Source organism: Arenibacter nanhaiticus, from assembly GCF_900141935.1.
GTDB classification, from domain to species: Bacteria; Bacteroidota; Bacteroidia; order Flavobacteriales; family Flavobacteriaceae; genus Arenibacter; species Arenibacter nanhaiticus.
Genome location: NZ_FQYX01000001.1, coordinates 197,144 through 221,457, shown reverse-complemented (window position 1 = coordinate 221,457; position 24,314 = coordinate 197,144). Strand labels below are relative to the sequence as shown.

The following is a 24,314-nucleotide window of genomic DNA, read 5'->3' as shown; positions in this document are numbered from 1 at the left end:
AATTTTTTAAATGATACCTTGCTTTGGGCTACTCACTACATTATGTTAATTTTATTAACACTTAATGTTATCGGCATAAAAATCCCCTTATAACCCAAAGGGGATTTAGCACTATGATCGTTGAAGTTAAATACTAAAAATCGGCGTCGAAGCTTATTTTTTGAGCATCCTCATCATTGTCTTTTTTCACAACTCCTGCTTTTTGGTATTCTGCCACTCTTTTCTCAAAGAAATTGGTTTTCCCTTGTAGGGAAATCATATCCATAAAGTCGAACGGATTGGTAGAATTGTACACTTTATCACATCCTAGCTCTACCAATAAACGGTCGGTTACGAACTCTAAATACTGCGTCATTAATTTTGAGTTCATTCCGATAAGGCTTGCTGGAAGCGATTCGGTAATAAACTCTCTTTCTATATTTAAGGCATCCACCAAGATATCGGTAATACGAGATTTTGGCACTTTATTGATCAGGTGATGGTTGTGAAGGTGTACTGCAAAATCGCAATGCATTCCTTCGTCCCTAGAGATTAGCTCGTTAGAGAAGGTCAGTCCTGGCATTAGGCCCCTTTTCTTAAGCCAGAAAATAGAACAAAAAGCTCCAGAGAAGAAAATACCTTCTACAGCAGCGAACGCTATTAAGCGTTCGGCAAAACTTGGCGATTCGATCCATTTCAATGCCCAGTCGGCCTTTTTCTTGATGGCCGGGAAATTTTCGATGGCGTTAAACAACAGGTCTTTTTCCTTCTCGTCCTTTACATAGGTATCTATGAGCAAGGAATAGGTTTCCGAATGAATATTTTCCATCATGATTTGGAAACCGTAGAAAAATTTGGCTTCTGCATACTGAACTTCGCTCACAAAGTTCTCGGCCAAATTTTCATTTACAATTCCGTCAGAAGCCGCGAAGAAAGCCAATATGTGCTTTATGAAATAACGTTCATCGCTATTTAATTTATTGTTCCAATCGTGTAGGTCCGTATGAAGATCTATTTCTTCAGCCGTCCAAAAACTGGCCTCACACTTTTTGTACCATTCCCATAGATCGTGATGTTTAATTGGAAAAATCACGAATCTGTTGACATTTTCTTGCAGAATAGGTTCGATAGCTACTGACATATATCTTTTTTGAATTAAAATATTCTTAAAACCAGGGTGTTATCCTACCCTCACTAGGAACCCGCAAAGATTGTAAAATACCGGCAATAACTAAAGCTTATTTTGCAATTAGGGCAATAAGTTTTTAACAGAAAATGTTTACATCTAAGGCTCCCTTGATGTTTGTTAGGCTCAGCGGCTATTAGCTTTTTTTAAAAAAAATGGTTTTAACAGTATTTTAGATTTAGGGCAAAAAAAATAAACCAAGAAGTATAGTTGAATATACTTCTTGGTTTAATTTAAGCCCCCTTGTAAGGGCCATCAATTTGATTAAAATGGTTTAAAAAAATACTGCCAAAGAGTACCCTTTCCTTTGAGGTGCTGAAATTTTCAATTCCTAGAGTCGGATGTACACATATTAGGTAGTTCCCCCGAAACCTAACATACTGAACGATCCGACACCAACGAGTTGGTTGAATTTTCAAATATCAAATTTTCATCTAGTGGTTAGTTGCATTGCAACATCATGTTCTTTTTCAACACATCTTAAGTATCATACTTACTTTGGCAGTTTAATTTTCATTTCATTTATACGTTTTTTATTCCTCTATTCGTTTGCAACATTCCCAATGGCTCCCTTTAAAAACATCTGAAATCTTATTCCTGAATGCTGCTTGTTTTAATTCTCCCTAGTCTTATGAATCGGATTTAAGGAATCATTGACCTCCAAATTGAGTTTATGTTCTACCAACTCCCCTTCCCTTGTTGAGGTGTCTTTTCTTTCTATCCACACCGATACAAATAATACTATCAATAAAACAATAAAATAAACAAAACATTTTCTCATAATCTTACATTTTAAAGCATTAATGATCTCGTCAGTTCTGTAAGAAAAATTCGGGGCGAGATTAAAAGTATAGCATTCCTTCAAACTGCTGAATAACAATTGTATAATCGGTAATAATTCTTGTGTAATTGGTTTTTCCTTACAAAACAACGCCTAAACAGCTGTAAAACTGTGCATTTATGATCAATAATTACCTTTTAACCGCCTTTTTATTCCATTGGTCATATTTACAAGCCACTCCTACACAATGTTTCTATTTTTATCTATATTTCTTATACTATGTTAGAAGCAGTGTTAGTAGACGACGAGATAAAGGCCCTGCAAAGTCTTTCTTGGGAATTGACCAATTTTAATAAGGAAATAAAAGTAGTAGCTACCTTTACTGACCCATTTCAGGCGCTTTTATATTTAGAGAAACACAGACCCGACTGTTTGTTTCTAGACATAGAAATGCCTACCATGGACGGATTTCAGTTCATCCAAAAACTACACCATAAAGACTTCCCGGTAATTATCACTACTGCTTACAACCAATACGCTATAAAAGCCCTAAAGAACGAAGCTTTAGATTACCTGTTAAAACCAATAGATACGGACGATTTAAAAGAAACGATCACAAAAATCAAGAAATTCAACCAACGAGCCTACAACAGCAAAAAGTTGGAAAAAATGATATTGAAAATTAATGCCGAAACCAACCAAAAGAAAATCACTATCAACACCGACGGAAAATTGTTGTTTTTACAAAGTGATGAGATCCTGTTTGCCGAATCTGATGGTAATTACAGTACCTTGTTTTTAACCGACGGCCAGAAAATTGTGCTTACCAAGAAACTAAAGGAGGTCAATGAAATTCTCCCTAAAAGCATTTTTTTCAGGGTTCACAATTCTTTTATCATCAACCTTCATAAAATAAAGGAGTTTTTTAAAACAGACGGGTATTTGGTATTGGAGTCGAACCATAAAATTCCGGTTTCCAGACAAAAGAAATCCGATTTTCTAGATTTAATTTAAATTATTCATGATAAATCGCCCCCGTTTTATAAGCTTACAAGAATGGTACAGGCGATATTTTGGGGCGCGTATTCTAAGGGGCAGTTTTCTAAGGGGCAGTTTTCTATTATGTTTTGCCCTATTCCCATGGCCACACCTATATGCCCAAGAAATTCCAGATGCTTTTAAAAAACTTACCTCCACCCTGGTTACAGTGGCTCCTCAATCCTATGAAGAAATAGATGCCATTTTAAAACCAAAAAGAAATGACACCACTTATATGCGGTATGTGAACCGCATTGCTGCCCAAGAAAAATACTATGTAGGCCAGTCCTATGCCCTTAACCAAATAGGGAGAAAATACCGCAATATTTCTAGGTTCAACAAGGCCCTTGAATACCATGAAAAGGCCTTAAAAGCTGCCATGGACGCCAAAAATGTAGAGTTTAAAATATTTAGCCTTAACATGTTGGGGGTGGTTTATCGCAGAATAGACGCCATTAAAACCGCCCTGGAATATCATCAGGAAGCCCTAAACTTGGCCGAGGCCGTACCACACCCTTCCAATAGCATCAAAAGAAGCAGAAATGTATCTTTAAATGGGATTGGCAACCTATACCAAACCCTGGGACAATACGACATAGCCATTGCCCAATACAAAAAATCGATGGAATTAGAACTCCAACTCCACAATTCACTAGGACTGGCCATCAGCCACCAAAACATAGGCGAATGCCTCGAAAACAAAGGGCTGTTTATAGAAGCGTTGGAACATTATCGATCTTCCCTTGGTTACAACCAAGAAATAGAAAATATCAAAGGCAAGATCATATGCAACAATAGCATTGCAAGGATCTTTATTAAACAACAGAAATTAAGTGAGGCATTAGCACTGCTGACCCCAAATTTACAAGCCGCCGAAGCATTGGGCGACAAACATATTATCACCGCTATTCACATCAATATGGGATCGGCCCTTATGAAACTAAACCAACTTAAAAAGGCAGAAACCCACCTTTTCGCAGGCTTGCAACTTGCCAACGATTTCCATTTTCCTTTTTTTGCGTCCGAAGCCAATAATTTTCTTTCAGAATTGTACAAGAATAAGGGCAATTACAAAAAGGCCTTGGAATTTTATGTGAAAGCAGACAGTCTGCACAAGGAAATAAACAACGAGGTGAACCAACGCTATACAAACGATCTGATCATAAAATACGAGACTGAAAAAAAGGAGAATGAAATAACCTCCTTGGCCAAAGAAAACGAAATAATAAACCTAAGGCTGCGCAGGAACAAAAACACCCTGATCATTAGTATTATTGTTTTGGCTTTATTGATGTTTATACTGTATATCTTATACCGTCAGAAACAATTAAAGAACGATAAACAAATTTTAACCTTGGAGCGAAGTATGCTTCGCAGCCAAATGAACCCCCACTTCCTATTCAATACCCTAAATTCCATTAAACTATACATCATCAACAACGAAAAAAAGAATGCGGTACACTACCTCAATAAATTTTCCAAATTGATCCGAAAAATTCTGGAATCGTCTTCCCTAAAAGAAATTTCTTTGGCCGATGAACTAGACACCATCGCCCTCTATATGAATATAGAGAACATCCGATTTTCCAACGAAATACATTTCAAGGTTCATTTAGATCCAAACCTAGATCCCCATACCATTAAGATACCCTCTTTGATTCTTCAGCCATTTTTAGAAAACGCCCTATGGCATGGCCTCTCTTCCAAGGAAGGCGAAAAGCATATAGCGCTGTCGGTAACCCAAGAGAACAAAGATTTTATAAAGATTAGCATAAAAGACAATGGCGTAGGCCGTGAAGCTTCGGAAAAAATCAAAAAAAACAAGTCCCTAAAGCGAAAATCGATTGGGATCGATATCACCAAGCAACGCCTTGCTAATTTTTCCAAGGACTACCAAAATTCCTTTCAGGTAGAAATTTTAGACCTTTACCGTACAGATAGGGCCTGGAGCACCGAAGTTGTCCTACACATCCCTACCCATTAGAATGCTCTTCGGCAATTTTTTCTAAATCGGCATACCATTTTTTACCGAACTTTCTAATTAAGGCTTCTTTGACAAACTTATATACAGGAACCTTAAGTTCGCCGCCCAAGGAACATGCAGCGTCGCAGATTTCCCATTTGTGGTAATTGACAGCGGTAAGCTCTGTATATTCACGAACACGAACAGGGTACATATGGCAGGACACCGGTTTTTTCCAATTGGTAACCCCTTGATCGTAGGCTTCTTCCAAGCCACATTTTGCGGTACCGTTATCCGAAAAGGTCACATAAGCACATTCGCTTCCGTTCACTAAAGGAGTTTCCCACTCCCCGTCCTCGCCTCGGATAAAGGCACCTTGTTTTTCTATTTCAGCGATCCCTTCTGGGCGTAAGAACGGTTTTACCTTACTGTAGATATCCACTAATATCTCGGTCTCCTTATCTTCTAGGGGTGCCCCGGCATCACCATCGACACAACACGCCCCTTTGCAAGCATTTAAATTACACACAAAATCATTTTCTATGATTTCTTCGGATACTATTGTTTTCCCTAACTGGAACATAATACTGATTTAAGCTGCAAAGATAATTCTTTCGTTGGATTAATTTTTCTTTTAATTGATTCAAAAGCTCCCAATAAACCGTAAATTTGCCTAATCTTAGCCCACTGATATACGGCTGATCGAACCACTATCTTTTTAAAAATCAATGGATTTACATTTTAATTTAAGGGAAATAGTCACTGCAAGCATGGTACTTTTTGCTGTCATCGATATTGTTGGAAGCATCCCTATTATCATCAATCTAAGAAACAAAGTAGGCCATATAGAATCTGGAAAAGCTTCTGTGGTTTCTGCCTTTATAATGGTTGCCTTTTTGTTTGTTGGAGAAGAAATATTAAAACTTATCGGAATAGATGTGAACTCCTTCGCCGTTGCCGGGGCATTTATTATTTTCTTTTTGGCGATCGAAATGGTTTTAGGGGTAACCCTTTACAAGGACGACGAGGCCGAAACCGCCTCTATTGTCCCTATTGCATTCCCCCTGATTGCGGGTGCCGGTACCGTAACCACCCTGCTTTCGTTACGGGCAGAATACTACGTAGAGAATATTATTGTAGCCATTGTAATAAATGTTATTTTTGTATACTTTGTATTAAAGTCTTCCAGTAAGATAGAAAGACTGTTGGGAAAAAACGGACTTAACGTAATTCGTAAAATATTTGGGGTTATCTTATTGGCAATTGCCGTAAAATTGTTCACCGCCAATATCAATCAATTATTTTAACCGTATTTTTCGTCTACAAGAATTAAACAGATAATTACTTAGGCATAAAAAAGAATTCAAATGAACAAAGTAGTCACCATTGTCCTGATTGGAATAGCGATCGCTATCATAGCTTATAATGTAACCATAGTAGATTTCAGTAATCCTTTTCAAGGAGACAGTACCATAGCTCTAATAGGCATAGCGGCTTCTTTTTGTGCCATTCTACTCTTATTAATTTATACGACCGCTAAGAAGATCCAAAAAAAGGTAGAAGAGGATTAGTCCTTTTCTATTTTTCAGGTTCGCTCAGCGTACTAGCTTCCTTATCTAGCTCCAATACCTTTTGCAACATGGCATCGCCTTGGCTCTTAATTTCGGCATAGGTATTGGCATCGAACAATTGCTCTGCTAAAGAAGCCTTTAAAAAGAGTTTTATTTTCTTTTGGTAGGCAGACAGGTCCATGTTCAAATTATTGGAAATACAATAATGGGAGAACAACCCAAATAGCACATCATCTACTTTGAAGTCTTTTATGAATGCTTCTTTGGAGTACGCTGCATACTGGGCTCTATTTTCATCCAAATGTTCAAAGATAAAGCGGGAAAAAAGACCTCCATTTTCCAAATTTTCCCAGGCTAGGGTCTCATAATTTTGTATTGGCACAAAAACATCGGGAATAATCCCCCCGCCTCCGTAAACCACTTTGCCTTTTGGGGTTTTAAACTTCAAGGAATCGGCCAACTTAATACTATCTACGGAAAAAAGCTCTCCACTGTGAAAGCGTTCGGTAAATCTTTGATAATAATCCCTATTCCCGTTGGCATATGATTTTTGGATCGATCGTCCGGTTGGGGTATAATACCTAGACACGGTCAATCGAATAGCAGAGCCATCGCCCAAATCCATTTCGCGCTGCACCAAGCCTTTTCCAAAAGACCTACGCCCTACAATGGTTCCTAGGTCGTTGTCTTGCAAGGATCCGGCTATAATTTCGCTCGCCGATGCCGAGCGCTCATTGATCAACACATACACCGGCTTGTCCTCAAAATCTCCCTTTTTGGTTGCAAAAACCTTATCGACCTTTCCCTTCTTGTTTTTGGTAAACAGAATAAGCTTGCCTTCCGATAAGAATTCATCGGCCATTTGCTCGGCAATCCCCAAGTACCCTCCGGGGTTATCCCTAAGGTCCAAGGTCAGTTTTTGAGCCCCTAGGGCCCGCAGTTTTTCCAGAGCGGTCTTAAATTCTTTAAAAGTGGTTTCTGCAAACCTGTTCACTTTAATATAGCCCATGGCTGGACTTAACATATAATAGGCATCGACACTTTTTATGGGGACAACATCGCGTTTTACGTTCACCCTGAAGAATCGTTTGTCTTCCTTGCGGTATACCTGCAATTCTACGGGACTTCCTTTTTCCCCTTTAAGCTTTTCAATGATAACATCATTGGGAATACGCTCTCCAAATAAGGTGTCCTTATCCGCCATCAAGATACGGTCTCCCGCCTTTAATCCCTTTAAAAAACTAGGTCCGTTTTCTATTGCCCTGATGATAGAAATAGTATCCTTGTACATATAAAAACTAACCCCTATTCCTACAAAGTCGCCCTTCATGTTCTCGGCCACCTTATCCATTTCCTGTTTGGGAATATAAACGGAATGCGGGTCTAATTTCTCTAGGATATTGTTTACGGTAATATCTACAATACTATCCGTATTGATCTCATCTACATACTCGTAATCTATATAATCTATTAATCTGTTGAGCTTATCTTTTTTGGAGTTGGTCGTAAACAGTTTCTCCGGCGAATCGTTAAAATTAAGCTTGCCTCCCACAAATATGCCCACAGCCATGGATGCGGCAATTATGGTAGGCCATAGATATGAGCTTTTCTTTTTCATCTGTTTACTTTTTTATTATTGGCCAAGTACGGCCATCTAGCAAGGAATACGGATATTTCTATACGCCTTTTCGGATGCTGTGGCCTCCTACAGTTCAGTACTCAAAAATTTTTTTTTTCAGCATATTTTTACACCGTAACTATAGAAGGCATATGTACCAATTCTACGCCTGCTTTTTCCAAAAACTCCAAGCCCGAAGGATCCTTGTACCATGTTTGATATACAACACGTTTTATGCCAGACTGGTGGATGAGCTTACTACATTCTTTACATGGAGATAAAGTAATGTACAAGGTAGCGCCTTCACAGGATTGGGTAGACGATGCTACTTTCGATATTGCATTGGCTTCTGCATGCAAAACGTACCATTTTGTGTACCCTTCCTCATCTTCACAATCGTTTTCAAAACCGGTGGGGGTGCCGTTATAACCATCAGAAATGATCATCCTATCCTTTACGATAATTGCTCCTACCTGTTTGCGGCTACAAAAAGAGAGCTTTCCCCATTCGCTGGCCATACGGAGATAGGCCTTATCGTACTTCTCTTGTTTAAGTTCTTTCATTTATTACGTATGCTATAATCCCTAACGTATGGTCAGTAGTTTTCTGATCGATAGACCATAATATAAGTCACTAGGGTTCACTTTACAAAGGTAAGCGAACTTTTTTATCCTCAGGGCCAACGGCTAGGCTAATTTTTAGTAAAACCCGCCCAAGAGTGCTATAAAAAATTGTTTTTTTCTATTTAAGATACAGCATTTCCATTGGTTTTACCAAGGATAGGTATCTACCAACATGGGAATGGTCAGCAACAATATCAGGACAGATCCGGTTAGGATAAAATAAGCTTGTTTTACCTTTCCCAACGCCTGTACAAGATAGGCCAAGACCAAGATCATCAGTATAATGGACACTTGCGATAGTTCTATTCCCGTTGCAAAGCCTAATAGTGGCGTTAATTTATCCTCTTCCCCTGCCATCAACATTTTAAAATAGTTGGAAAACCCAAACCCGTGAACCAGTCCAAAAAAAGACGTGGCCACAACCAAAAAGTCGAAACGGCCATGTGCGGCACCGATTTTAATACGCATCAAATTATAGGCCGCTGTTAAGAAAATGGTGATGGGGATTAAAAATTCTATCAACCCCACATCTACCGTTAAAATTCCATAAGCAGACAATCCCAAGGACAGGCAATGGGTAATAGTAAATACAGTAGCCAGTAACAACAGTTGTTTCCAACGCAAAAAGGTAAAGGGCAATGCCAATGCCGATAAAAACAGAATGTGATCATAGGCAGAAAAATCCAACACATGATCTAAACCCAATTGTATATAAAACCAAAAATCGTTCATGTCAAAAAATTAAATAACAGTACCAAACATACAATTTTTATTTAGCGACCATTCTCTTTTTACATCCCTTTAAGAAAATTTTTAGAATTTTCATCGGTGTAAATTATTCATAAAGAACACACTAAGAAATTTATTTATAATTAGTCTAAATAAGTTTTAGAAACAAAAACACTTCTTCTATATTTGTGCCTATAATTTTAATTAAGTCTAAATAAGATGTACAATAAGTCAATATTCCTATTAATTGCCCTATGCCTTCATTTTGGGTATGCACAAGAAGGAAAAATTACCGGAAAAGTATTTAATGAAAGGCAGGATGCTGTTTCCTATGCCTCCGTAATCTTAGAATCGGCAGCTATAGGAACGGCAGCGGATGAAAACGGAAATTTCGCCATTAACCACCTAAAACCGGGAGAATATACCCTTAAAGTAAGTTCAGTAGGCTACCAAGCCTATACTAAAAATATCATCCTGAAGGAAAATGAATCCATAGCTATAGAGGTTCATCTTAAGGACGGGATGCAATTAGACCAGGTAGAAGTTTTTGGAAACCGCTATGAACATCCTGATAAGATAGAGGCGCTGACCAGATTGCCCCTAGCGCCCTACGAACAAATACAAAGTATTTCCATCATTTCTGATAAACTGATAGAGCAACAAGGTAATTTGACCATTTCCGATGCCACGAAAAACGTTCCCGGGGTTTATACTTTTGCCACCTACGGCAATAAAAGGGAAAGCATGTCTTCTAGAGGGTTTAGGGGTATTCCTATCCTTAAAAATGGCGTTAGAGTACATTCAGATTTTAGGGGTGTGGGTATTTTAACCGACATGCAAGGTGTAGACAACATTCAGGTTTTAAAAGGAGCCACTGCCATTACCCAGGGTGTTGCTACCGATTTGGGAAGTCCGGGCGGAGTCATTAATATAGTCACCAAAACACCTGTCTATCAATTTGGGGGCAATACGGCCCTACGAGTTGGCAGCTTTGGCCAAGCAAGAACAACCTTTGATGTCTACGGTCCTTTAGACGAGCATAAAAACCTGGCCTTTAGAATAAACGGCGCCTTAGAACGTGCCGATGGCTTTAGAAAAGGAATTTCTTCCGAAAGGTTCTATATCAATCCGTCCTTGGAATGGCGGGTAGACGATAAGACCAAGCTTAGTTTTGAAATGGACTATATGGATGATAGCAGAACACCAGATCTAGGTACGGTAAACTTAAATGAAAGTGATATCAATGCCATTTACGACATGCCATACGAGCAGTTCCTAGGGTATAAGAACGATAAAGCCATCACTCAAAACGCCAGCTACGCTGTTAGATTCAGCCGTAACCTCAGCGATAAACTAAGCTTAAAGGCCGCCTTTTACAAATCGAGCTTGGACTTGGATGACAAGGGTGCCAGTTTGGGCAATGTTATAAACGATGCCGACGGAAACCCGCAATACGAACTACGAAAAAGAGGCTATGCGGTGTCCACAAGGAGCGACGACAATAGCGTACTACAATTTGACTTGGTGGGCGACAAATTAAAGACAGGAAACATCAGCCACACTTTTCAGGTCGGATTTGATTACAGGACCACCGCTTTTAACACCTTTAACCAAAGTGTTTCTACCGTAGACACCATTAACGTATTTACAGGAATAAACAACAGCTTACCCGGAGCTTTAGCCTTCGGTGCAGCCAAGGAAGCTGGGGCTTCTTCTAGATCTATTGGGTTTGTTGCCCAAGACGTTATTTCCTTCAACTCTTGGTTAAAAACATTCTTAGGGGTACGTTATAGCTCCACCCAGTCTAGTACCGCTACCGAAACTACCAATAGCAACGCCTTTAACCCGCTGTTTGGCCTTGTATTGAATCCGGTTACCAACCTAAATGTATTTGCCTCCTACACCAATAGTTCTTACCCAAGAACGGCTACTCGCTTGGACGTAGAAGGAAGGGAATTGGGCAATGAGCGTTTTGATCAATTGGAAGCTGGGATAAAAACTAATTGGTTCGACAACCGTCTTCGATTTAATTTTACCTTCTTTAAAATTAACAACAAGAATATTAACCTAGCCGTTTATGACGAAAACTGGGTGGCAACCGGTTTCTATGAAAAAGGTGGAAATGACGAGCGCAAGGGTATTGAGGTAGAACTTACGGGTAGGATCTTAGAAAACCTTGAACTTATTACAGGCTATTCCTATATAGACGCACAATACAAAGAACACAATGCCTATGTCTATGGTTCTTCACCGCTAAACACCCCAAAACATACTTTTAACGCCTATGCCAATTATGGGTTTAAAGGAAAATTAAACGGCCTGTCCCTAGGTGCCGGAGCTTACTACACCGGAGAAAGACCTATTAATGATTGGAGTTCGGGAGCCATTACCCATGAGGGTATTGTCCCCAACCAAAAACCATTTGATGTAGCCGCCTACACCTTGGTAAACGCACAAGCCTCGTATCAACTAAACAAGCATTGGAACTTTAGGGTTCTTATGAATAATATGTTTGATGAAATAGGCTACAATGCGTATCGCACCAGGTATATCAACCAAACAGATCCAAGAAACTTTGCCGGGGTTATTTCGTACTCCTTTTAAGCTATCATATAAACATTTTTAATCATTTAAGGTGCGGGTTCCTCCCCGCACCTTCCCCTTTTCAACTCGTATTCCCATGACAAAAAAGAAATCGTACGGCCTTAGAAATCTTATCAACGACATCCATTTATGGTTAGGTCTTATCAGTGGTATCATACTTTTTATAATTTGTTTTACCGGAACGGTACTCACCTACGAAAAGGAAATCAAGGCCTTCTTTTCCGAAGACCCAAAAATAGAAGCTGTTGGCGAAAAACAAACAGTAGCAGCTTTATCGGCCAAATTAACGGCCCACACAGCCGGCTTGGTCACAAGGGTTAGCATCCTAGAAACCGCCGGGGCTCCCTACGCCTTTACGGTAAAAAAAAATCCTAAAGAACGTAGAGGAACCACCTATTTAATGAACCCTTATACGGGCGAAATCCTTCAGAATAAGGAAAATCCGGCAGATGGATTTATGATGACCATGTTTAAACTGCACCGTTGGCTGCTGTTAGATATTCCATGGGGAAGACCGATTGTTGGTATAGCCACCATCATTTTTATAATCTTAAGCATAAGTGGACTGGTATTGTGGTTTCCTAAAAAATTAAAATGGAAGAATTTAAAACACGGCTTTAAAATAAAAACCGATGCCAATTGGAAACGCATTAACCACGATCTGCACAACACCTTGGGCTTTTATGCCTGTATATTTTTATTGGTCATGGGCTTAACCGGACTTTGTTGGTCTTTTGAAGGCTACAGGGAAGGTTTGGGAAATATTCTGGGCACCAAGGTCTTTGGGAACAGGGATCTCAGTTTTTCCGAAAACACCCTTGCCAAAGAGGGCACCCCCATAAGTTATGACGAGGCCATCGCCTTAGCCCATAATAACTTATCGTATAGCGGCAAATTAACCCTGTCCTTCCCCTCGGAAAAAACACCTTATTACACCATGCAGAAATACGATGGTAACAGTTGGATGCCCCATGCTGCCGACAGCTATATGGTAGACCTCTATGGCAATACCCTTCACAAGGAACTCTTTAGCGAGAAACCCTTGAATGTACAGATAGCCACTATGATTAAGCCCTTGCATATGGGCGATATTTTTGGGGGTTTCTCCAAGTTCCTATATTTCATCGCCTGCCTTATCGGAACCAGTCTCCCCATTAGCGGTACCCTCATTTGGTGGAACAAGCTGAAAAAGAAAAAGGGAAAACAGCATTCTCGGAACAAACAAATTAAAGAAAATTAATAGGCCGTGGCCAGTTTAGATTAGGACGGACCTCTGAATAATTACATTTTGCCGTCATTGAATACTTTGGGCGTTCCCTCCTTCGTCGGGCGGGCCCTTGGCTATATCCCTTGCGCTGCTGCGGGGATGCCGCCGCGGTCCCTAACGCGGAATTAGGTGCCATGGAATACACAGTGGTAAGGGATTGTAACGCCTCCAGAAAATCAGGTTATACCATCGATTAAAACAACTTTAATGTCCCGCTATATTTCCAGAACATAGTTTGGACAAAGGCAAAAAAAGGGGCCGCATCTGCATGGGCCCCTATATCTTAAACGAGTCGTAAAGTTCTTATTTACAGACTTCCCCGTTCTTTTTGAATGGTCTCATAGGCCTTCTGAACTTCTTTAAACTTTTCTTCGGCCCCTTTTTTAATAGCTTCATTTTCGGTATTTACCCTATCTGGGTGATACTTTTTAGCCATATCGCGGTATGCTTTTTTAACTTCACTATCGGTGGCAGACTTCTCTATTTCCAAGATTTTATAGGCATTGTCGGCAGATTTAATAAACATGGCCTTAATACTTTCAAAATCGATCATGCTAACCCTAAAATAAGTCGCTATTTCTCGGATCTTATCAATTTCCGATGCCCTCACTTGGCCATCGGCCTGGGCAATTCCGAATAAAAAGTGCAACAATTGCAATCTTACCTCGTAACGGGTACGTTGGTTAAGGTAGGAACATACCTTTTGGGCAGAAATTTCATTTTTCTTAACCACTTCGTTGAACGTCCTAAAAATAGCATTGGCTTTTTCCTTGCCATAAGTACCTACAAAATACTGCTGTACATAAGCCATTTCGGATGGACTGACCGAGCCATCGGCCTTGATAACAATAGAACAGAGCGACAGCAGTTGTAACTCAAAATCTTCCGGAGATACCTTCTGCGGCTTTACCTCCCCAAAAATAGAGCCTCCCCTCCCACTTGTACTATTACTGCCTTTACTTAAATTTTCGATAAAACTTCCAATAAGGAAGCCTATTACAGCTCCTGGGAACCTATATACAAAAAAACCCAATACTGCGGCAAACCATTTCATCATCTGAATACAAAATTTTGGCAAAGATATAATTTAATGGAAGAACTGAAGGTCAAATGAAAAGTTAAGGTATCCTACTAAAATGCTACAAATTAGTTATCTTTGAAAACTTATATTATTAATCGAATAAAATAAATACTTATGTATCCTGCGGAATTAGTAAAACCAATGAGACAAGACTTGGCATCTGCCGGGTTTGAAGAATTATATACTGCCGATGCGGTGGAAGCGGCTATCAATAAAGAAGGAACAACATTAGTAGTAGTAAACTCTGTTTGTGGATGTGCTGCTGCCAATGCGAGACCAGCTGCAAAAATGAGCTTGCAAAACAACAAAAAACCAAGCAATTTGGTAACTGTATTTGCCGGGGTAGATACCGAAGCCGTAAACGCCGCTAGAAGTTTAATGGCGCCTTTCCCTCCATCTTCGCCAAGTATGGCTTTGTTTAAGGACGGTGAATTGGTTCATATGATAGAGCGCCACCATATTGAAGGACGTCCGGCAGAAATGATCGCCGATAACCTCATGGAGGCTTATAACGAATTTTGTTAATTCACAACTTCTTTGTTACCTTGCGTATAAAAGAATTTTGATATAAACCGCTTTGAAAAGAGCGGTTTTTTATTTTTGTACCATGCAAAAAATACTCGCCTATCCTTTAACCATAGTCTATTTTCTGTTTTTTGGGATTACACTATTACTGTTTCATCCCATTCAATGGATTTGTTTTAATCTTTTTGGCTATGACGCCCATAGAAAAAGTGTGGCCATTTTAAACCTCTGCCTGCTGCGATGTACCCATATCCTGGGAACTCGGTATACTTGTAACAACCCGCATGCCATTCCTACCGATAGGCCTACCATTATTGTCATGAACCACCAAAGCATGCACGATATTCCGCCTATTACCTGGTTTTTAAGAAAACACCATCCTAAATTTGTCAGCAAAAAAGAATTGGGAAAAGGCATCCCTAGCGTATCCTATAATTTAAGACATGGGGGCTCTGTGCTGATCAACAGAAAAGACAGCCGCCAGTCATTAACGGAAATAGGAAAACTGGGCAGTTATATTGCCAAGCACAATCGTTCGGCCGTTATTTTTCCGGAAGGTACTAGGAGCAAAACCGGAGCACCGAAAAAATTTCATACTACCGGATTAAAAGTATTAATGAAAAAAGCACCCGGTGCCTTAATCATCCCGATTAGCATCAACAACTCTTGGAAAATGCTGAAATATGGGAAATTCCCTAAAGGAATTGGCAACCATATTACCCTAGATGTACATACACCCATGGAAATTTCCGGAGACTTGGATGTTCTTATCGGGAAAATAGAACAAACCATCACCCAAGGGATTCTTCCTGTAAATGATTAATCTAATACCCAGCCTTCCCATGAGTACATCCTCCCATATAGAACAAACTATTGTATTTGTAAAAGAGACGCTCAAAGGTGCCGAAGGCGGGCACGATTGGTTCCATATAGAGCGGGTATTTAAAAATAGCCTCCTCCTAGCAAAGGATGAGAAGGTCGATACCTTAGTGGTTGGTTTGGCTGCTTTGTTGCACGATATTGCAGATCCTAAATTTCATAATGGGGACGAAACTATTGGTCCTAGAACGGCACGGAAATTTTTGGAAACCTTGTCCATAGACCAAAAAACTGTAGACCATATTGTCCTTGTCATAGAAAACATCTCCTTTAAATCGAGCTTGGGAAACAAGCCCAGCTTCTTTTCCCATGAATTGGCCGTTGTGCAAGATGCCGATCGCTTAGATGCCATTGGCGCCATAGGTGTAGCGCGTGCCTTTAATTATGGCGGTTTTAAAAACAGAGGGATGTACGACCCCGAAATTGCTCCTAACTTAAATATGAGCAAGGAAGAATACAAAAATTCCCAAGCGCCGACCATTAACCATTTTTACGAAAAGCTCTTGCTGTTAAAAGACAAGATGAATACGGAAACGGGAAAACGGATAGCCGAAAAAAGGCATCAGTTTATGCGCGACTTTCTAGAGCAGTTTTACAACGAATGGAATGGTAAAATATAGCCATAGAAATTTACCTACATTCCTAATCTAAGGGCGCTTGCATTTTGGTTTTTTTTGTATCTTCAAACCCTATTACCAAAAATGAATCCGAAATGCAACGAAGAAAGTTTATTAAAAATGTAGCAGCCACCTCGGCTGTTTTTTCTATTGTTCCCAGTTTTGTAATGGGAAAAACCCATGTTCCACCTAGTGATACGCTGTATGTTGGAGCTTTTGGTATCGGTGGCCGTGGTGCCGGGGTTATTAGCGAACTCACCAAAACCAATAGGGTTAAGTTTGTAAGTCTTTGCGACGTTGATGATAGGCAAGTAAAACAAAGTCAGGCCTTGCACCCTAAAGCAAAACGATATAAGGATTTTAGAAAAGTTTACGACAATCACCTCAATGATATGGATGCCATTATGGTAGCCACTCCAGACCATACCCATGCCACAATAGCGCTTCCTTTTATGCGTGCCAAAAAACACGCCTATGTAGAAAAGCCATTGACCCACAATATTAACGAAGCCCGTATCATGACCCAGGTTGCCAAGGAACATGGTCTGGTTACCCAAATGGGAAACCAAGGTGCTTCTAGCGATGGCAGTAGAATTGCCAGAGAATGGGTGGAATCTGGAATTATTGGAGATGTGTACAAGGTTGACTGTTGGACCAACCGCCCGGTGTGGCCACAAGGACTACCAAAGCCTTCAGAAAAACAAAGAGTTCCCAAGCAACTAGATTGGGACCTATGGTTAGGACCTGCGGCCATGCGCGATTATAACGAAGCCTACCTGCCCTTTAAATGGAGAGGTTGGTGGGACTTTGGAACTGGAGCCTTAGGCGATATGGGATGTCATATTATGGAGACTCCTTTTAGTGTGCTGGATTTAGGTTACCCGACAGAAGCCGAAGCGAGTTGTACTACCGGTTGGATTGGCGATTTTAAAGAAGCTAACTACAGCGATTCTTGCCCTCCTTCATCTATAGTTAGACTTAAATTTAATACCCCTAAACACGGGGAAATAGCCTTAAACTGGTATGATGGTGGTTTGATGCCCGATTTACCGGACGAGCTTAAAGATGGGGAAACCATTGGAAGTTGGGACGGTGGTTCTATTTTCTATGGTACCAAAGGAATTTTGGTTACCGATACCTATTCTAGAAACGCCCGATTATTGCCATCGAATCTTATGAATATGATTTCGGCACCGGAACCTTACCTGGAACGTATTGATGGCGGTTTCAATGGCCACCAGAAGAACTGGGTAGACGGATGTCTTAACGGCATAAAAACTTCCTCTGATTTTACCAAGTCCGGTCCGCTTACCGAAGCCGTTCTTATGGGGAATTTAGCCATTAAAGCCTATCAGTACAAAGTACTGAAAGAAGGTAAAAAAGTAGGAGATTGGGATCCTTATGATTATCCAGGAAGACGCAAGATCCTTTGGGATGGTGCTAATATGAAGGTAACCAACTACGAAAAAGCCAACGAATGGGTAAAAGGCACCTACCGTAAAGGCTGGGAGCTTAGTTAACCCATCTATACAACATTAAAAACCCCCCCTTGGTAAAGAACCAAGGGGGTTTTTAATTTAATCCGCATAATGGTCTTAATCACAATTCCCAGATACATCGCAGGTTTTCCCTTCTATGATATCTAAACCCGAATTTTCTTTTTCATAAGCTGCCCAAGCATTTTCCAAAGTTTCCAAAAAGACCTCGGTAGGTTGTGCTCCGGAAACCCCATATTTATTGTTCAATACAAAAAATGGCACCCCGCTAATCCCTAAATTTCTAGCTTCCATCTGATCTTGTCTTACCTCATAGGTAAAATCGTCCGAAGCCAACATCGTACGCACTTCTGCGGCATCCAACCCGTGATCGGCTCCCAACACTGCTAAAAACTCGATATCATCAATATTTTTCCCCTCTACCAATTGAGCGCTTAATAAGGCTTCTTTTAATGCATCTACAGGACCTTTGGTTTTGGCGAAATGCAATACCCTATGTGCCTTTAATGAATTTGCGGGTACTGATTTCTCTAAATTAAAATCTATACCTGCATCTTTGGCCATTTGGGTGGCTCCCTCGAACATTTGCATGGCCTGCTCTTTTTCAATTCCCTTGGAACTGATAAAATGCTCAATGGCATTCATATCGGTTTGGGTCTCTAAACTAGGGTCTAGTTCAAAACTTTTCCAAGCTATCTGAATCTTATCGCTATGGGCGAAATCTTTTAAAGCCGCTTCAAATTTTCTTTTTCCAATATAACAAAAGGGACACCTAATGTCTGACCAAATACTAATTTCCATTTATTTATTTTTTATTGTTGTTCAAAATTTTAATCGCCTCCTTCCATAAGGATTTATAACAGTGCCTTCCAACGAACTATTGTAAATCCTTCTTCTAAATGTGGCGATTCGCAACACGCTGCTATCTTCAAACAGAATCGGTATTATCCGCCAAAAGCAGATAGCAACCACATATACTCGGTATTAGACTCCTCAGCTCTCCAATCCTTACAAGCGGTGTATAAATTTAATCTATTGCTCCTAGGTTTTAAAATAACTTCAGCTGTCCTTGGGCATTGGGCCAGTGTATTTTGTTTTCTTCGTATAAGTTCATATTTAGTTTGGGCAGGTTCTTATCCTTAAAATATTGGTGTTTGGCGAGGCGTGCCATATCGCGGATCTGTTGCGCTATGACCCCCTCGCCCTTGGTGCGGATTCCAATGCGGCTATCGTTTAATTGTCCGCCATGGCACTCCCTAATCTGTTGCAATACCTTTTCTGCCTTATCGGGCATGGTTTTCCTGAGCCAATCTTCAAATATCTGTCCGATAGCACCATTGAGCCGAACCACTGTATAGCCAAAAGACAAGGCGCCATTTTCTGATACTGCCTTGGCCAAGGGCAGTACCTCATGACTATTGATTCCGGGGATGATTGGGGCCAACATGGCATTGACGGGAATATTGTTTTCTGATAAAACCGCTATGGTCTCCAAGCGTTTTTTAATACTAACAGTTCTAGGTTCCAATATCCGCCTAGTATCCTCGGAAAGGGAGGTGACGGATAGATGTACCCCTATTAATTGGTGCTTGGCCAATTCCTTTAATATATCCAGATCCCTTAAGATCATGGCGTTTTTGGTAATTATACCTACGGGATGCCTAAATTTTAGAAACACCTCCAAGCAGGCCCTGGTTATCCCATATTGTTTTTCGGCAGGCTGATAACAATCGGTATTCCCCGAAAGGACAATGGTTTGCGCCCTCCAGCTTTTCCGTTTTAAAAAAGCTTCCAATAATTTGGGCGCGTCTTCCTTGACCAATATTTTGCGCTCAAAATCGAGACCGGCACTGTATCCCCAGAACTCATGGGTATTTCTGGCAAAACAATACACACAGCCGTGTTCACATCCTTGATAGGGATTCATAGAATACAGCATCCCTGCATCAGGATTTGAAATTTTATTTACGATGGTTCTTGGAAAAATTGGGAGGTATTGGGTTTTATTGGCATCCGCTTCCTCCCCTTCCAGACGACAGAATTCCAGAAAATCGTCCCTTACTTCACTGGAGAACTCAAAAAACCTATTCTTGGTATTTTGTTGGGCACCACGGCCCTTTATATAATTTTCCTGCTTCAAAACATGGATTTTTTCCAAATTTATGGAATATATCCTATGTTTTTCATGTCTATGGCTGTTTTAACACAAAGATTGCTGATGGAACCTCTTGGTTAACTTCTACAGAAGTTAAGGTGGCAAGCATTAGCTTCGACTACCGACCTCCGTTTGTACTGCTGGTCCTATGATCACTTTAACAAGTTGTTTTTTAGAACCCCTCTTGGCATAGAACAGCAAGACACCATCACTTTTGTTTATAAGGGGCATAGAGACCATGAGCGGTAGTCTTGCCTCTTTATCGTCAATAATTTTATCGTAACTGATCTGTCCTTTTTTGTCCAAACAAATCGCAAATACATTTCTATTTCTCCCTAGGCCTTGTTTAAAAACAAGTCTTTGTCCCGTTAATAATTGTGGATTTTCTGCCGCAGTACTAATAACAAAATAGGTATTATCTCCTTCGGCATAGGAGCTATAGGAGGCATATGCCCCATCGCCTTGGGTTACCTGGGCCTTATTAATGTTTCGTGCCCATACCATATCGCCATTGGCCGTTAATTTGGCACTTACAATATCGTTGTAATGATACCTATCTATTTTGATCCGAATACCGGCTCACCCATCTTGCATCCCCGAGGTCACAAAATACTCCTCGGCATTGTAAAGGATCTCATTTTCTGAATTGACACTAAGGTTCTTAAAAATCAGGTTTTTCACTTCCAATTTCTCCGACCTTCCGTACTTATCTTCCATAAACTGTTGGGAAAACGGATGGTATTTTTTGGTGTTTACAGTCAGCTCATGGGGATCAATATCAAAATAGGCAAGGCCGTTGTAACGGTTATCCTTTCTGTCGGCGTAGAAACCAACACATAGCAACTTATCGTCTAGGAGCAGTGGTTTAAGCGATTCTGAAAACTTCCCTGCAGCATCAAAAAACTGTGTTTTGAGGCCATTTTTGGACATTTGTACCAATTCGTACTGAAACCGTCGGTCTGTAGTTTGAAACCGCTTTTTCCTAAAAAAAGCCTTCCCTACCAAATACACACGCTCGTGATCGGCTGATATGACCATATGCTCAAATCCATATATTTTCTCCTCTATTTCCCGAGAAAAATCGCGTTCCATGAGCTTGTTTAAGCTAGTATCAAATAGATAAATGATGTGTTTTTCCTCTCTTTCCGCTTTAAATTGGGCACTGATGACAAATGCCGTTTTAGCTTCATTAAAAAAAACTGAAGATGTAAACAGGGACGAAAACTTACGATCGTAATAATTGTGATCTAAGGGAATAGCGACCTCTTTGGAGGGAATAGAGAGAATGGTCTGTTGGGTAAAATCAAAATTATTGATAGCACTTTTATGCACCACATAGTCATAGGATTCCTTTTTTGTATTGTATTCTAACAACAACATATGGAGCTGTCCATTATTTACAAAGGCATTCACAAAATAAGGCCCCTTGAGCTTGTAATTATACTCCGCAATTAATTCCAGGTCTTTGTTGTAATGTTCTATAAAGTATCCCTTTGGTTTAAGGACCATCCCGGTGTAGTAAGATCGTACTAAAATGGTCCCTCCATGGCCATCTTCGGAGATCGCCAAAAGCTTGGAATATTTATACCGATCGTGATATTGTTCTCCAAGCTGGTAACTGACGGGCAATTGTTGTGCCTTTATTTTAAACAGGCAGGCGAAAATAAATAGGACAAAAACACAGTTCTTGAATTTCATGGGCATAATTTTCCAGTAGGCATTACTTCCCTGGAAAATCTGCTTTTCTTTTTTCTAAAAAGGCGGTCGTCCCCTCCTTAAAATCGGCAGTGCCAAAACAAATGCCAAAAGCTTCCATTTCTGTTTTATACCCATTGATATTATATTTAAAACCAGCATTTACCGATTTTATTGCATACCTCATGGCCACCGGAGAATTATTACTGATTTTGGCGGCCATTTTTTTACACATTTCTAGTAATTGTTCCTGTGCCACCACCTCATTGACCAATCCATATTCCAGGGCTTTTTTTGCATCGATCATGCTCGCGCTCAGGATCATTTCCATGGCCCTGCCCTTACCTACGAGCTGTGGCAAGCGTTGGGTACCCCCATAACCGGGAATAACCCCTAAGGAAACTTCGGGCAGTCCCATTTTTGCATTATCACTACTAATTCTAAAATGACAAGCCATCGCCAATTCTAGTCCACCACCCAAGGCAAAGCCATTGATGGCTGCAATTACGGGAGTGGATAGGTTTTCGACAAAATCGAATAGTATTTCCTGTCCCTTTTCTGCCAAGCGAGCGCCCTTTTTCATAGAGAATGTAGCAAACTCGGCAATATCGGCACCGGCAACAAAGGCCTTCTCTCCACTTCCGGTCAGAATAATAACCCGTACGTCCTTTTCGCTATCCAACATCTCAAAAGCCTTGTGAAGCTCCTTGATCGTCGCTTTGTTAAGGGCATTTAATTTTGATGGCCGGTTAATGGTCAATATTGCGATTCGGTCTTGGGTTTGAATATCTAAATTTTCAAATTTCATGATAGTGGTGTTATTTGGTTGTTTCTTTTATCAGGGCATGAAGCACACATTGGAGGCCACGCTAATGTTAAGCCTTCTTATCCGTGCTGTCATTTTCCTTTGCGATAGGGAATTTAACAATAAATTCTGTTCCTTGTAAAGGTTCCGAACTAAATTCTATACTTCCTTTATAGGTTTCCACAATATTTTTTACCATTCCCAATCCTAGCCCCATTCCGCTAGTTTTGGTCGTAAACTTTGGTTCAAAGACCTTTTCTTTTACTTTTTCGGAAATCCCGACCCCGTTATCTGCAATGGTCAGTTTTACAAACTCCCCTTCTCTGGCCACTGACACTTGGATATTGGGAACTTCGACATCGGCTATGGCTTGATTGGCATTTTTTACCAAATTCGTCACCACTCTAATCAATTGGGTTCGGTCTAATTTGGCTATAATACGGTCTTCCTCGGCAGAAAAATGAATATAATTCTCATTAAAAATATCGACGGCCAATTTTACGATATGCACCACATTTAAGGTTTCGTTTTGCTGTGCGGGCATATTGGCGAAATTAGAAAAAGCCGATGCTATGCTGCTCATGGTGTCTATTTGCTGAATGAGCGTCTTGGAATATTCGGATACCTTTTGGATGATATCTGGATCATTGGGGTTAAACCTGCGTTCAAAGCTTTGAACGCTCAATCGCATGGGAGTCAAGGGGTTTTTAATCTCATGGGCCACCTGTTTGGCCATTTCTCGCCACGCCTGTTCTCGTTCGCCCTTGGCCAATTTTGCGGCACTGATCTCCAATTCGTCTATCATTTCATTGTAGGCAACAATAAGTTTTCCTATTTCCTGACTCGGATTGTCGACAATAATTTTCTCGTTGCGCTTATTTAATTCGGTCTGATTTAATTTTTCTGAGATCGTTTGTAGGGACCTCGTGATATATTTGGAGATAAAATAAGCCAAACCAATAGCCAATAACAACATCAGTACATACACGCCTGTCAACCGAATTAGAAACTCTTTTAATTCCTTATCATTAAAAGAATTGTCCTCAAAATAAGGCAAGTTTAGTATACCTATTGGTTTAAACTGATAATCGGTAATATAGGTATAGGAAGCCTGATAATTATATCCGGCAGTCGATTTTTCCTCCACGTACCGTTTTTTGGAAGCCCGGTGCAAATTGTTTAAAACTTCGGCATCCAAACAAAGGGACAGGGAATCGATCTCAAATTTCGGCCTAGAACTTTTTATCAGCCCGCCCTGTAAATCGTAGATATTAAAATTCATTTTTTGCACCGATGCTATCTCATAGATATCATCCTTAAAAATGAGTTCTAAATTTTCGGTAGTCACGGGATAGGTGGTCTTTTGAAGGGTAAGCTCTATACTTTGTTTAATCTGTTCTTCCTTCCGCAACATTCTATCCTGGTGGTAATCCCTAGATTGTTCCCTGTATTGGTAAATGGTAACGGCCGCAATCAATACCGATGCTATCAGCACCAACAATATCATGGAAATAAAAATTCGGGATCTTAGGGATATATTCGTAAACAATTGTATTCTATTTTTATGTTAAACGGGCATCGTTCCTTTAAAAATCTATGTGGATTTGCATTTTAAAAAAATGTGATGCGTACCATATATGCCACAATTAAAACGATAAAATCGACTTTAATACAGTAGGCCGTTTAAAGATAACAATTATTG

The 24,314-nt window shown here is 40.2% G+C and carries 23 protein-coding genes; 10 read left to right on the top strand and 13 right to left on the bottom strand.

Annotated elements, in window-relative coordinates:
- Window positions 1–133: 133 nt before the first annotated feature.
- Window positions 134–1,120 (bottom strand): ribonucleotide-diphosphate reductase subunit beta, encoded by a 987-nt coding sequence (locus tag BUA16_RS00955; RefSeq protein WP_072762764.1) that lies wholly within the window; start codon window positions 1,118–1,120, stop codon window positions 134–136.
- A gap of 658 nt (window positions 1,121–1,778) precedes the next feature.
- The gene (locus BUA16_RS18550; protein ID WP_178338827.1) at window positions 1,779–1,946 is read right to left on the bottom strand and encodes a hypothetical protein; all 168 of its coding nucleotides are present in this window, start codon (window positions 1,944–1,946) and stop codon (window positions 1,779–1,781) included.
- A 279-nt stretch (window positions 1,947–2,225) separates the two neighbouring features.
- Between BUA16_RS18550 and BUA16_RS00950 the strand changes: the two genes are divergently transcribed.
- Together BUA16_RS00950 and BUA16_RS00945 are read left to right on the top strand one after the other, a co-directional pair.
- Complete coding sequence (locus tag BUA16_RS00950; RefSeq protein ID WP_072762763.1) at window positions 2,226–2,960, top strand: LytR/AlgR family response regulator transcription factor; 735 nt, start codon at window positions 2,226–2,228, stop codon at window positions 2,958–2,960.
- A gap of 7 nt (window positions 2,961–2,967) precedes the next feature.
- Window positions 2,968–4,968, top strand: coding sequence for a tetratricopeptide repeat-containing sensor histidine kinase (locus tag BUA16_RS00945; RefSeq protein WP_084668379.1), 2,001 nt, complete (start codon window positions 2,968–2,970; stop codon window positions 4,966–4,968).
- Here the strand turns inward: BUA16_RS00945 and BUA16_RS00940 are convergent.
- A complete protein-coding gene (locus BUA16_RS00940; RefSeq protein WP_072762762.1) occupies window positions 4,958–5,530 on the bottom strand; it encodes a DUF3109 family protein in 573 nt (190 codons plus the stop codon). The genes BUA16_RS00945 and BUA16_RS00940 overlap by 11 nt on opposite strands.
- 145 nt (window positions 5,531–5,675) lie before the next feature.
- Between BUA16_RS00940 and BUA16_RS00935 the strand changes: the two genes are divergently transcribed.
- Together BUA16_RS00935 and BUA16_RS00930 are read left to right on the top strand one after the other, a co-directional pair.
- The gene (locus BUA16_RS00935) at window positions 5,676–6,254 is read left to right on the top strand and encodes a MarC family protein (RefSeq protein ID WP_072762761.1); all 579 of its coding nucleotides are present in this window, start codon (window positions 5,676–5,678) and stop codon (window positions 6,252–6,254) included.
- Window positions 6,255–6,314: 60 nt separating this feature from the next.
- Window positions 6,315–6,518, top strand: a complete 204-nt coding sequence (locus tag BUA16_RS00930; RefSeq protein WP_072762760.1) for a DUF7536 family protein — start codon at window positions 6,315–6,317, stop codon at window positions 6,516–6,518.
- 7 nt (window positions 6,519–6,525) lie between these two features.
- On the opposite strand, the gene BUA16_RS00925 is transcribed toward BUA16_RS00930, so the two are convergent.
- The 3 genes from BUA16_RS00925 to BUA16_RS00915 form a co-directional block, all read right to left on the bottom strand.
- Window positions 6,526–8,136 carry a S41 family peptidase gene (locus tag BUA16_RS00925; protein WP_072762759.1) on the bottom strand — a complete coding sequence of 537 codons (1,611 nt, stop codon included), beginning with the start codon at window positions 8,134–8,136 and terminating at the stop codon, window positions 6,526–6,528.
- Window positions 8,137–8,264: 128 nt separating this feature from the next.
- On the bottom strand, window positions 8,265–8,699 hold the full coding sequence (locus tag BUA16_RS00920; RefSeq protein WP_072762758.1) for a deoxycytidylate deaminase: 435 nt from the start codon (window positions 8,697–8,699) through the stop codon (window positions 8,265–8,267).
- 207 nt (window positions 8,700–8,906) lie between these two features.
- Window positions 8,907–9,491, bottom strand: a complete 585-nt coding sequence (locus BUA16_RS00915) for a HupE/UreJ family protein (protein ID WP_072762757.1) — start codon at window positions 9,489–9,491, stop codon at window positions 8,907–8,909.
- Between the two features lie 216 nt (window positions 9,492–9,707).
- Between BUA16_RS00915 and BUA16_RS00910 the strand changes: the two genes are divergently transcribed.
- Window positions 9,708–12,092, top strand: coding sequence for a TonB-dependent receptor (locus tag BUA16_RS00910; protein WP_072762756.1), 2,385 nt, complete (start codon window positions 9,708–9,710; stop codon window positions 12,090–12,092).
- A gap of 76 nt (window positions 12,093–12,168) precedes the next feature.
- A complete protein-coding gene (locus BUA16_RS00905; protein WP_072762755.1) occupies window positions 12,169–13,332 on the top strand; it encodes a PepSY-associated TM helix domain-containing protein in 1,164 nt (387 codons plus the stop codon).
- 334 nt (window positions 13,333–13,666) lie between these two features.
- Here BUA16_RS00905 and BUA16_RS00900 read toward each other — a convergent pair whose 3' ends face one another.
- The gene (locus BUA16_RS00900; RefSeq protein WP_072762754.1) at window positions 13,667–14,416 is read right to left on the bottom strand and encodes a TerB family tellurite resistance protein; all 750 of its coding nucleotides are present in this window, start codon (window positions 14,414–14,416) and stop codon (window positions 13,667–13,669) included.
- 138 nt (window positions 14,417–14,554) lie between these two features.
- On the opposite strand from BUA16_RS00900, the gene BUA16_RS00895 reads away from it, so the two are divergent.
- From BUA16_RS00895 to BUA16_RS00880, 4 genes are all read left to right on the top strand, one after another.
- Window positions 14,555–14,965, top strand: coding sequence for a BrxA/BrxB family bacilliredoxin (locus BUA16_RS00895; RefSeq protein WP_072762753.1), 411 nt, complete (start codon window positions 14,555–14,557; stop codon window positions 14,963–14,965).
- Between the two features lie 82 nt (window positions 14,966–15,047).
- Window positions 15,048–15,788 (top strand): lysophospholipid acyltransferase family protein, encoded by a 741-nt coding sequence (locus BUA16_RS00890; RefSeq protein WP_072762752.1) that lies wholly within the window; start codon window positions 15,048–15,050, stop codon window positions 15,786–15,788.
- Between the two features lie 19 nt (window positions 15,789–15,807).
- Window positions 15,808–16,464: an HD domain-containing protein gene (locus BUA16_RS00885; RefSeq protein WP_072762751.1), complete on the top strand. Its 657-nt coding sequence runs from the start codon at window positions 15,808–15,810 to the stop codon at window positions 16,462–16,464.
- 92 nt (window positions 16,465–16,556) lie between these two features.
- Complete coding sequence (locus tag BUA16_RS00880; protein WP_072762837.1) at window positions 16,557–17,981, top strand: Gfo/Idh/MocA family protein; 1,425 nt, start codon at window positions 16,557–16,559, stop codon at window positions 17,979–17,981.
- Window positions 17,982–18,056: 75 nt separating this feature from the next.
- On the opposite strand, the gene BUA16_RS00875 is transcribed toward BUA16_RS00880, so the two are convergent.
- From BUA16_RS00875 to BUA16_RS00855, 6 genes are all read right to left on the bottom strand, one after another.
- Window positions 18,057–18,758, bottom strand: a complete 702-nt coding sequence (locus BUA16_RS00875) for a DsbA family oxidoreductase (protein ID WP_072762750.1) — start codon at window positions 18,756–18,758, stop codon at window positions 18,057–18,059.
- A gap of 247 nt (window positions 18,759–19,005) precedes the next feature.
- Window positions 19,006–20,097: a PA0069 family radical SAM protein gene (locus BUA16_RS00870; protein ID WP_072762749.1), complete on the bottom strand. Its 1,092-nt coding sequence runs from the start codon at window positions 20,095–20,097 to the stop codon at window positions 19,006–19,008.
- A gap of 123 nt (window positions 20,098–20,220) precedes the next feature.
- Complete coding sequence (locus tag BUA16_RS19115) at window positions 20,221–20,616, bottom strand: hypothetical protein (protein ID WP_317045378.1); 396 nt, start codon at window positions 20,614–20,616, stop codon at window positions 20,221–20,223.
- Between the two features lie 75 nt (window positions 20,617–20,691).
- Window positions 20,692–21,810, bottom strand: a complete 1,119-nt coding sequence (locus tag BUA16_RS00865; protein ID WP_317045377.1) for a hypothetical protein — start codon at window positions 21,808–21,810, stop codon at window positions 20,692–20,694.
- Window positions 21,811–21,832: 22 nt separating this feature from the next.
- Entirely contained in the window at window positions 21,833–22,615 is a 783-nt protein-coding gene (locus BUA16_RS00860) for an enoyl-CoA hydratase/isomerase family protein (protein ID WP_072762748.1), read from the bottom strand.
- A gap of 67 nt (window positions 22,616–22,682) precedes the next feature.
- The gene (locus BUA16_RS00855; RefSeq protein WP_072762747.1) at window positions 22,683–24,119 is read right to left on the bottom strand and encodes a sensor histidine kinase; all 1,437 of its coding nucleotides are present in this window, start codon (window positions 24,117–24,119) and stop codon (window positions 22,683–22,685) included.
- Between the last annotated feature and the right edge of the window lie 195 nt (window positions 24,120–24,314).

Bases quoted from the DNA above. Each gene is read 5' to 3' on its own strand.
- BUA16_RS00955 (WP_072762764.1), bottom strand. From the start codon at position 1,120: ATGTCAGTAGCTATCGAACCTATTCTGCAAGAAAATGTCAACAGATTC.
- BUA16_RS18550 (WP_178338827.1), bottom strand. From the start codon at position 1,946: ATGAGAAAATGTTTTGTTTATTTTATTGTTTTATTGATAGTATTATTT.
- BUA16_RS00950 (WP_072762763.1), top strand. From the start codon at position 2,226: ATGTTAGAAGCAGTGTTAGTAGACGACGAGATAAAGGCCCTGCAAAGT.
- BUA16_RS00945 (WP_084668379.1), top strand. From the start codon at position 2,968: ATGATAAATCGCCCCCGTTTTATAAGCTTACAAGAATGGTACAGGCGA.
- BUA16_RS00940 (WP_072762762.1), bottom strand. From the start codon at position 5,530: ATGTTCCAGTTAGGGAAAACAATAGTATCCGAAGAAATCATAGAAAAT.
- BUA16_RS00935 (WP_072762761.1), top strand. From the start codon at position 5,676: ATGGATTTACATTTTAATTTAAGGGAAATAGTCACTGCAAGCATGGTA.
- BUA16_RS00930 (WP_072762760.1), top strand. From the start codon at position 6,315: ATGAACAAAGTAGTCACCATTGTCCTGATTGGAATAGCGATCGCTATC.
- BUA16_RS00925 (WP_072762759.1), bottom strand. From the start codon at position 8,136: ATGAAAAAGAAAAGCTCATATCTATGGCCTACCATAATTGCCGCATCC.
- BUA16_RS00920 (WP_072762758.1), bottom strand. From the start codon at position 8,699: ATGAAAGAACTTAAACAAGAGAAGTACGATAAGGCCTATCTCCGTATG.
- BUA16_RS00915 (WP_072762757.1), bottom strand. From the start codon at position 9,491: ATGAACGATTTTTGGTTTTATATACAATTGGGTTTAGATCATGTGTTG.
- BUA16_RS00910 (WP_072762756.1), top strand. From the start codon at position 9,708: ATGTACAATAAGTCAATATTCCTATTAATTGCCCTATGCCTTCATTTT.
- BUA16_RS00905 (WP_072762755.1), top strand. From the start codon at position 12,169: ATGACAAAAAAGAAATCGTACGGCCTTAGAAATCTTATCAACGACATC.
- BUA16_RS00900 (WP_072762754.1), bottom strand. From the start codon at position 14,416: ATGATGAAATGGTTTGCCGCAGTATTGGGTTTTTTTGTATATAGGTTC.
- BUA16_RS00895 (WP_072762753.1), top strand. From the start codon at position 14,555: ATGTATCCTGCGGAATTAGTAAAACCAATGAGACAAGACTTGGCATCT.
- BUA16_RS00890 (WP_072762752.1), top strand. From the start codon at position 15,048: ATGCAAAAAATACTCGCCTATCCTTTAACCATAGTCTATTTTCTGTTT.
- BUA16_RS00885 (WP_072762751.1), top strand. From the start codon at position 15,808: ATGAGTACATCCTCCCATATAGAACAAACTATTGTATTTGTAAAAGAG.
- BUA16_RS00880 (WP_072762837.1), top strand. From the start codon at position 16,557: ATGCAACGAAGAAAGTTTATTAAAAATGTAGCAGCCACCTCGGCTGTT.
- BUA16_RS00875 (WP_072762750.1), bottom strand. From the start codon at position 18,758: ATGGAAATTAGTATTTGGTCAGACATTAGGTGTCCCTTTTGTTATATT.
- BUA16_RS19115 (WP_317045378.1), bottom strand. From the start codon at position 20,616: ATGGTATGGGCACGAAACATTAATAAGGCCCAGGTAACCCAAGGCGAT.
- BUA16_RS00865 (WP_317045377.1), bottom strand. From the start codon at position 21,810: ATGAAATTCAAGAACTGTGTTTTTGTCCTATTTATTTTCGCCTGCCTG.
- BUA16_RS00860 (WP_072762748.1), bottom strand. From the start codon at position 22,615: ATGAAATTTGAAAATTTAGATATTCAAACCCAAGACCGAATCGCAATA.
- BUA16_RS00855 (WP_072762747.1), bottom strand. From the start codon at position 24,119: ATGATATTGTTGGTGCTGATAGCATCGGTATTGATTGCGGCCGTTACC.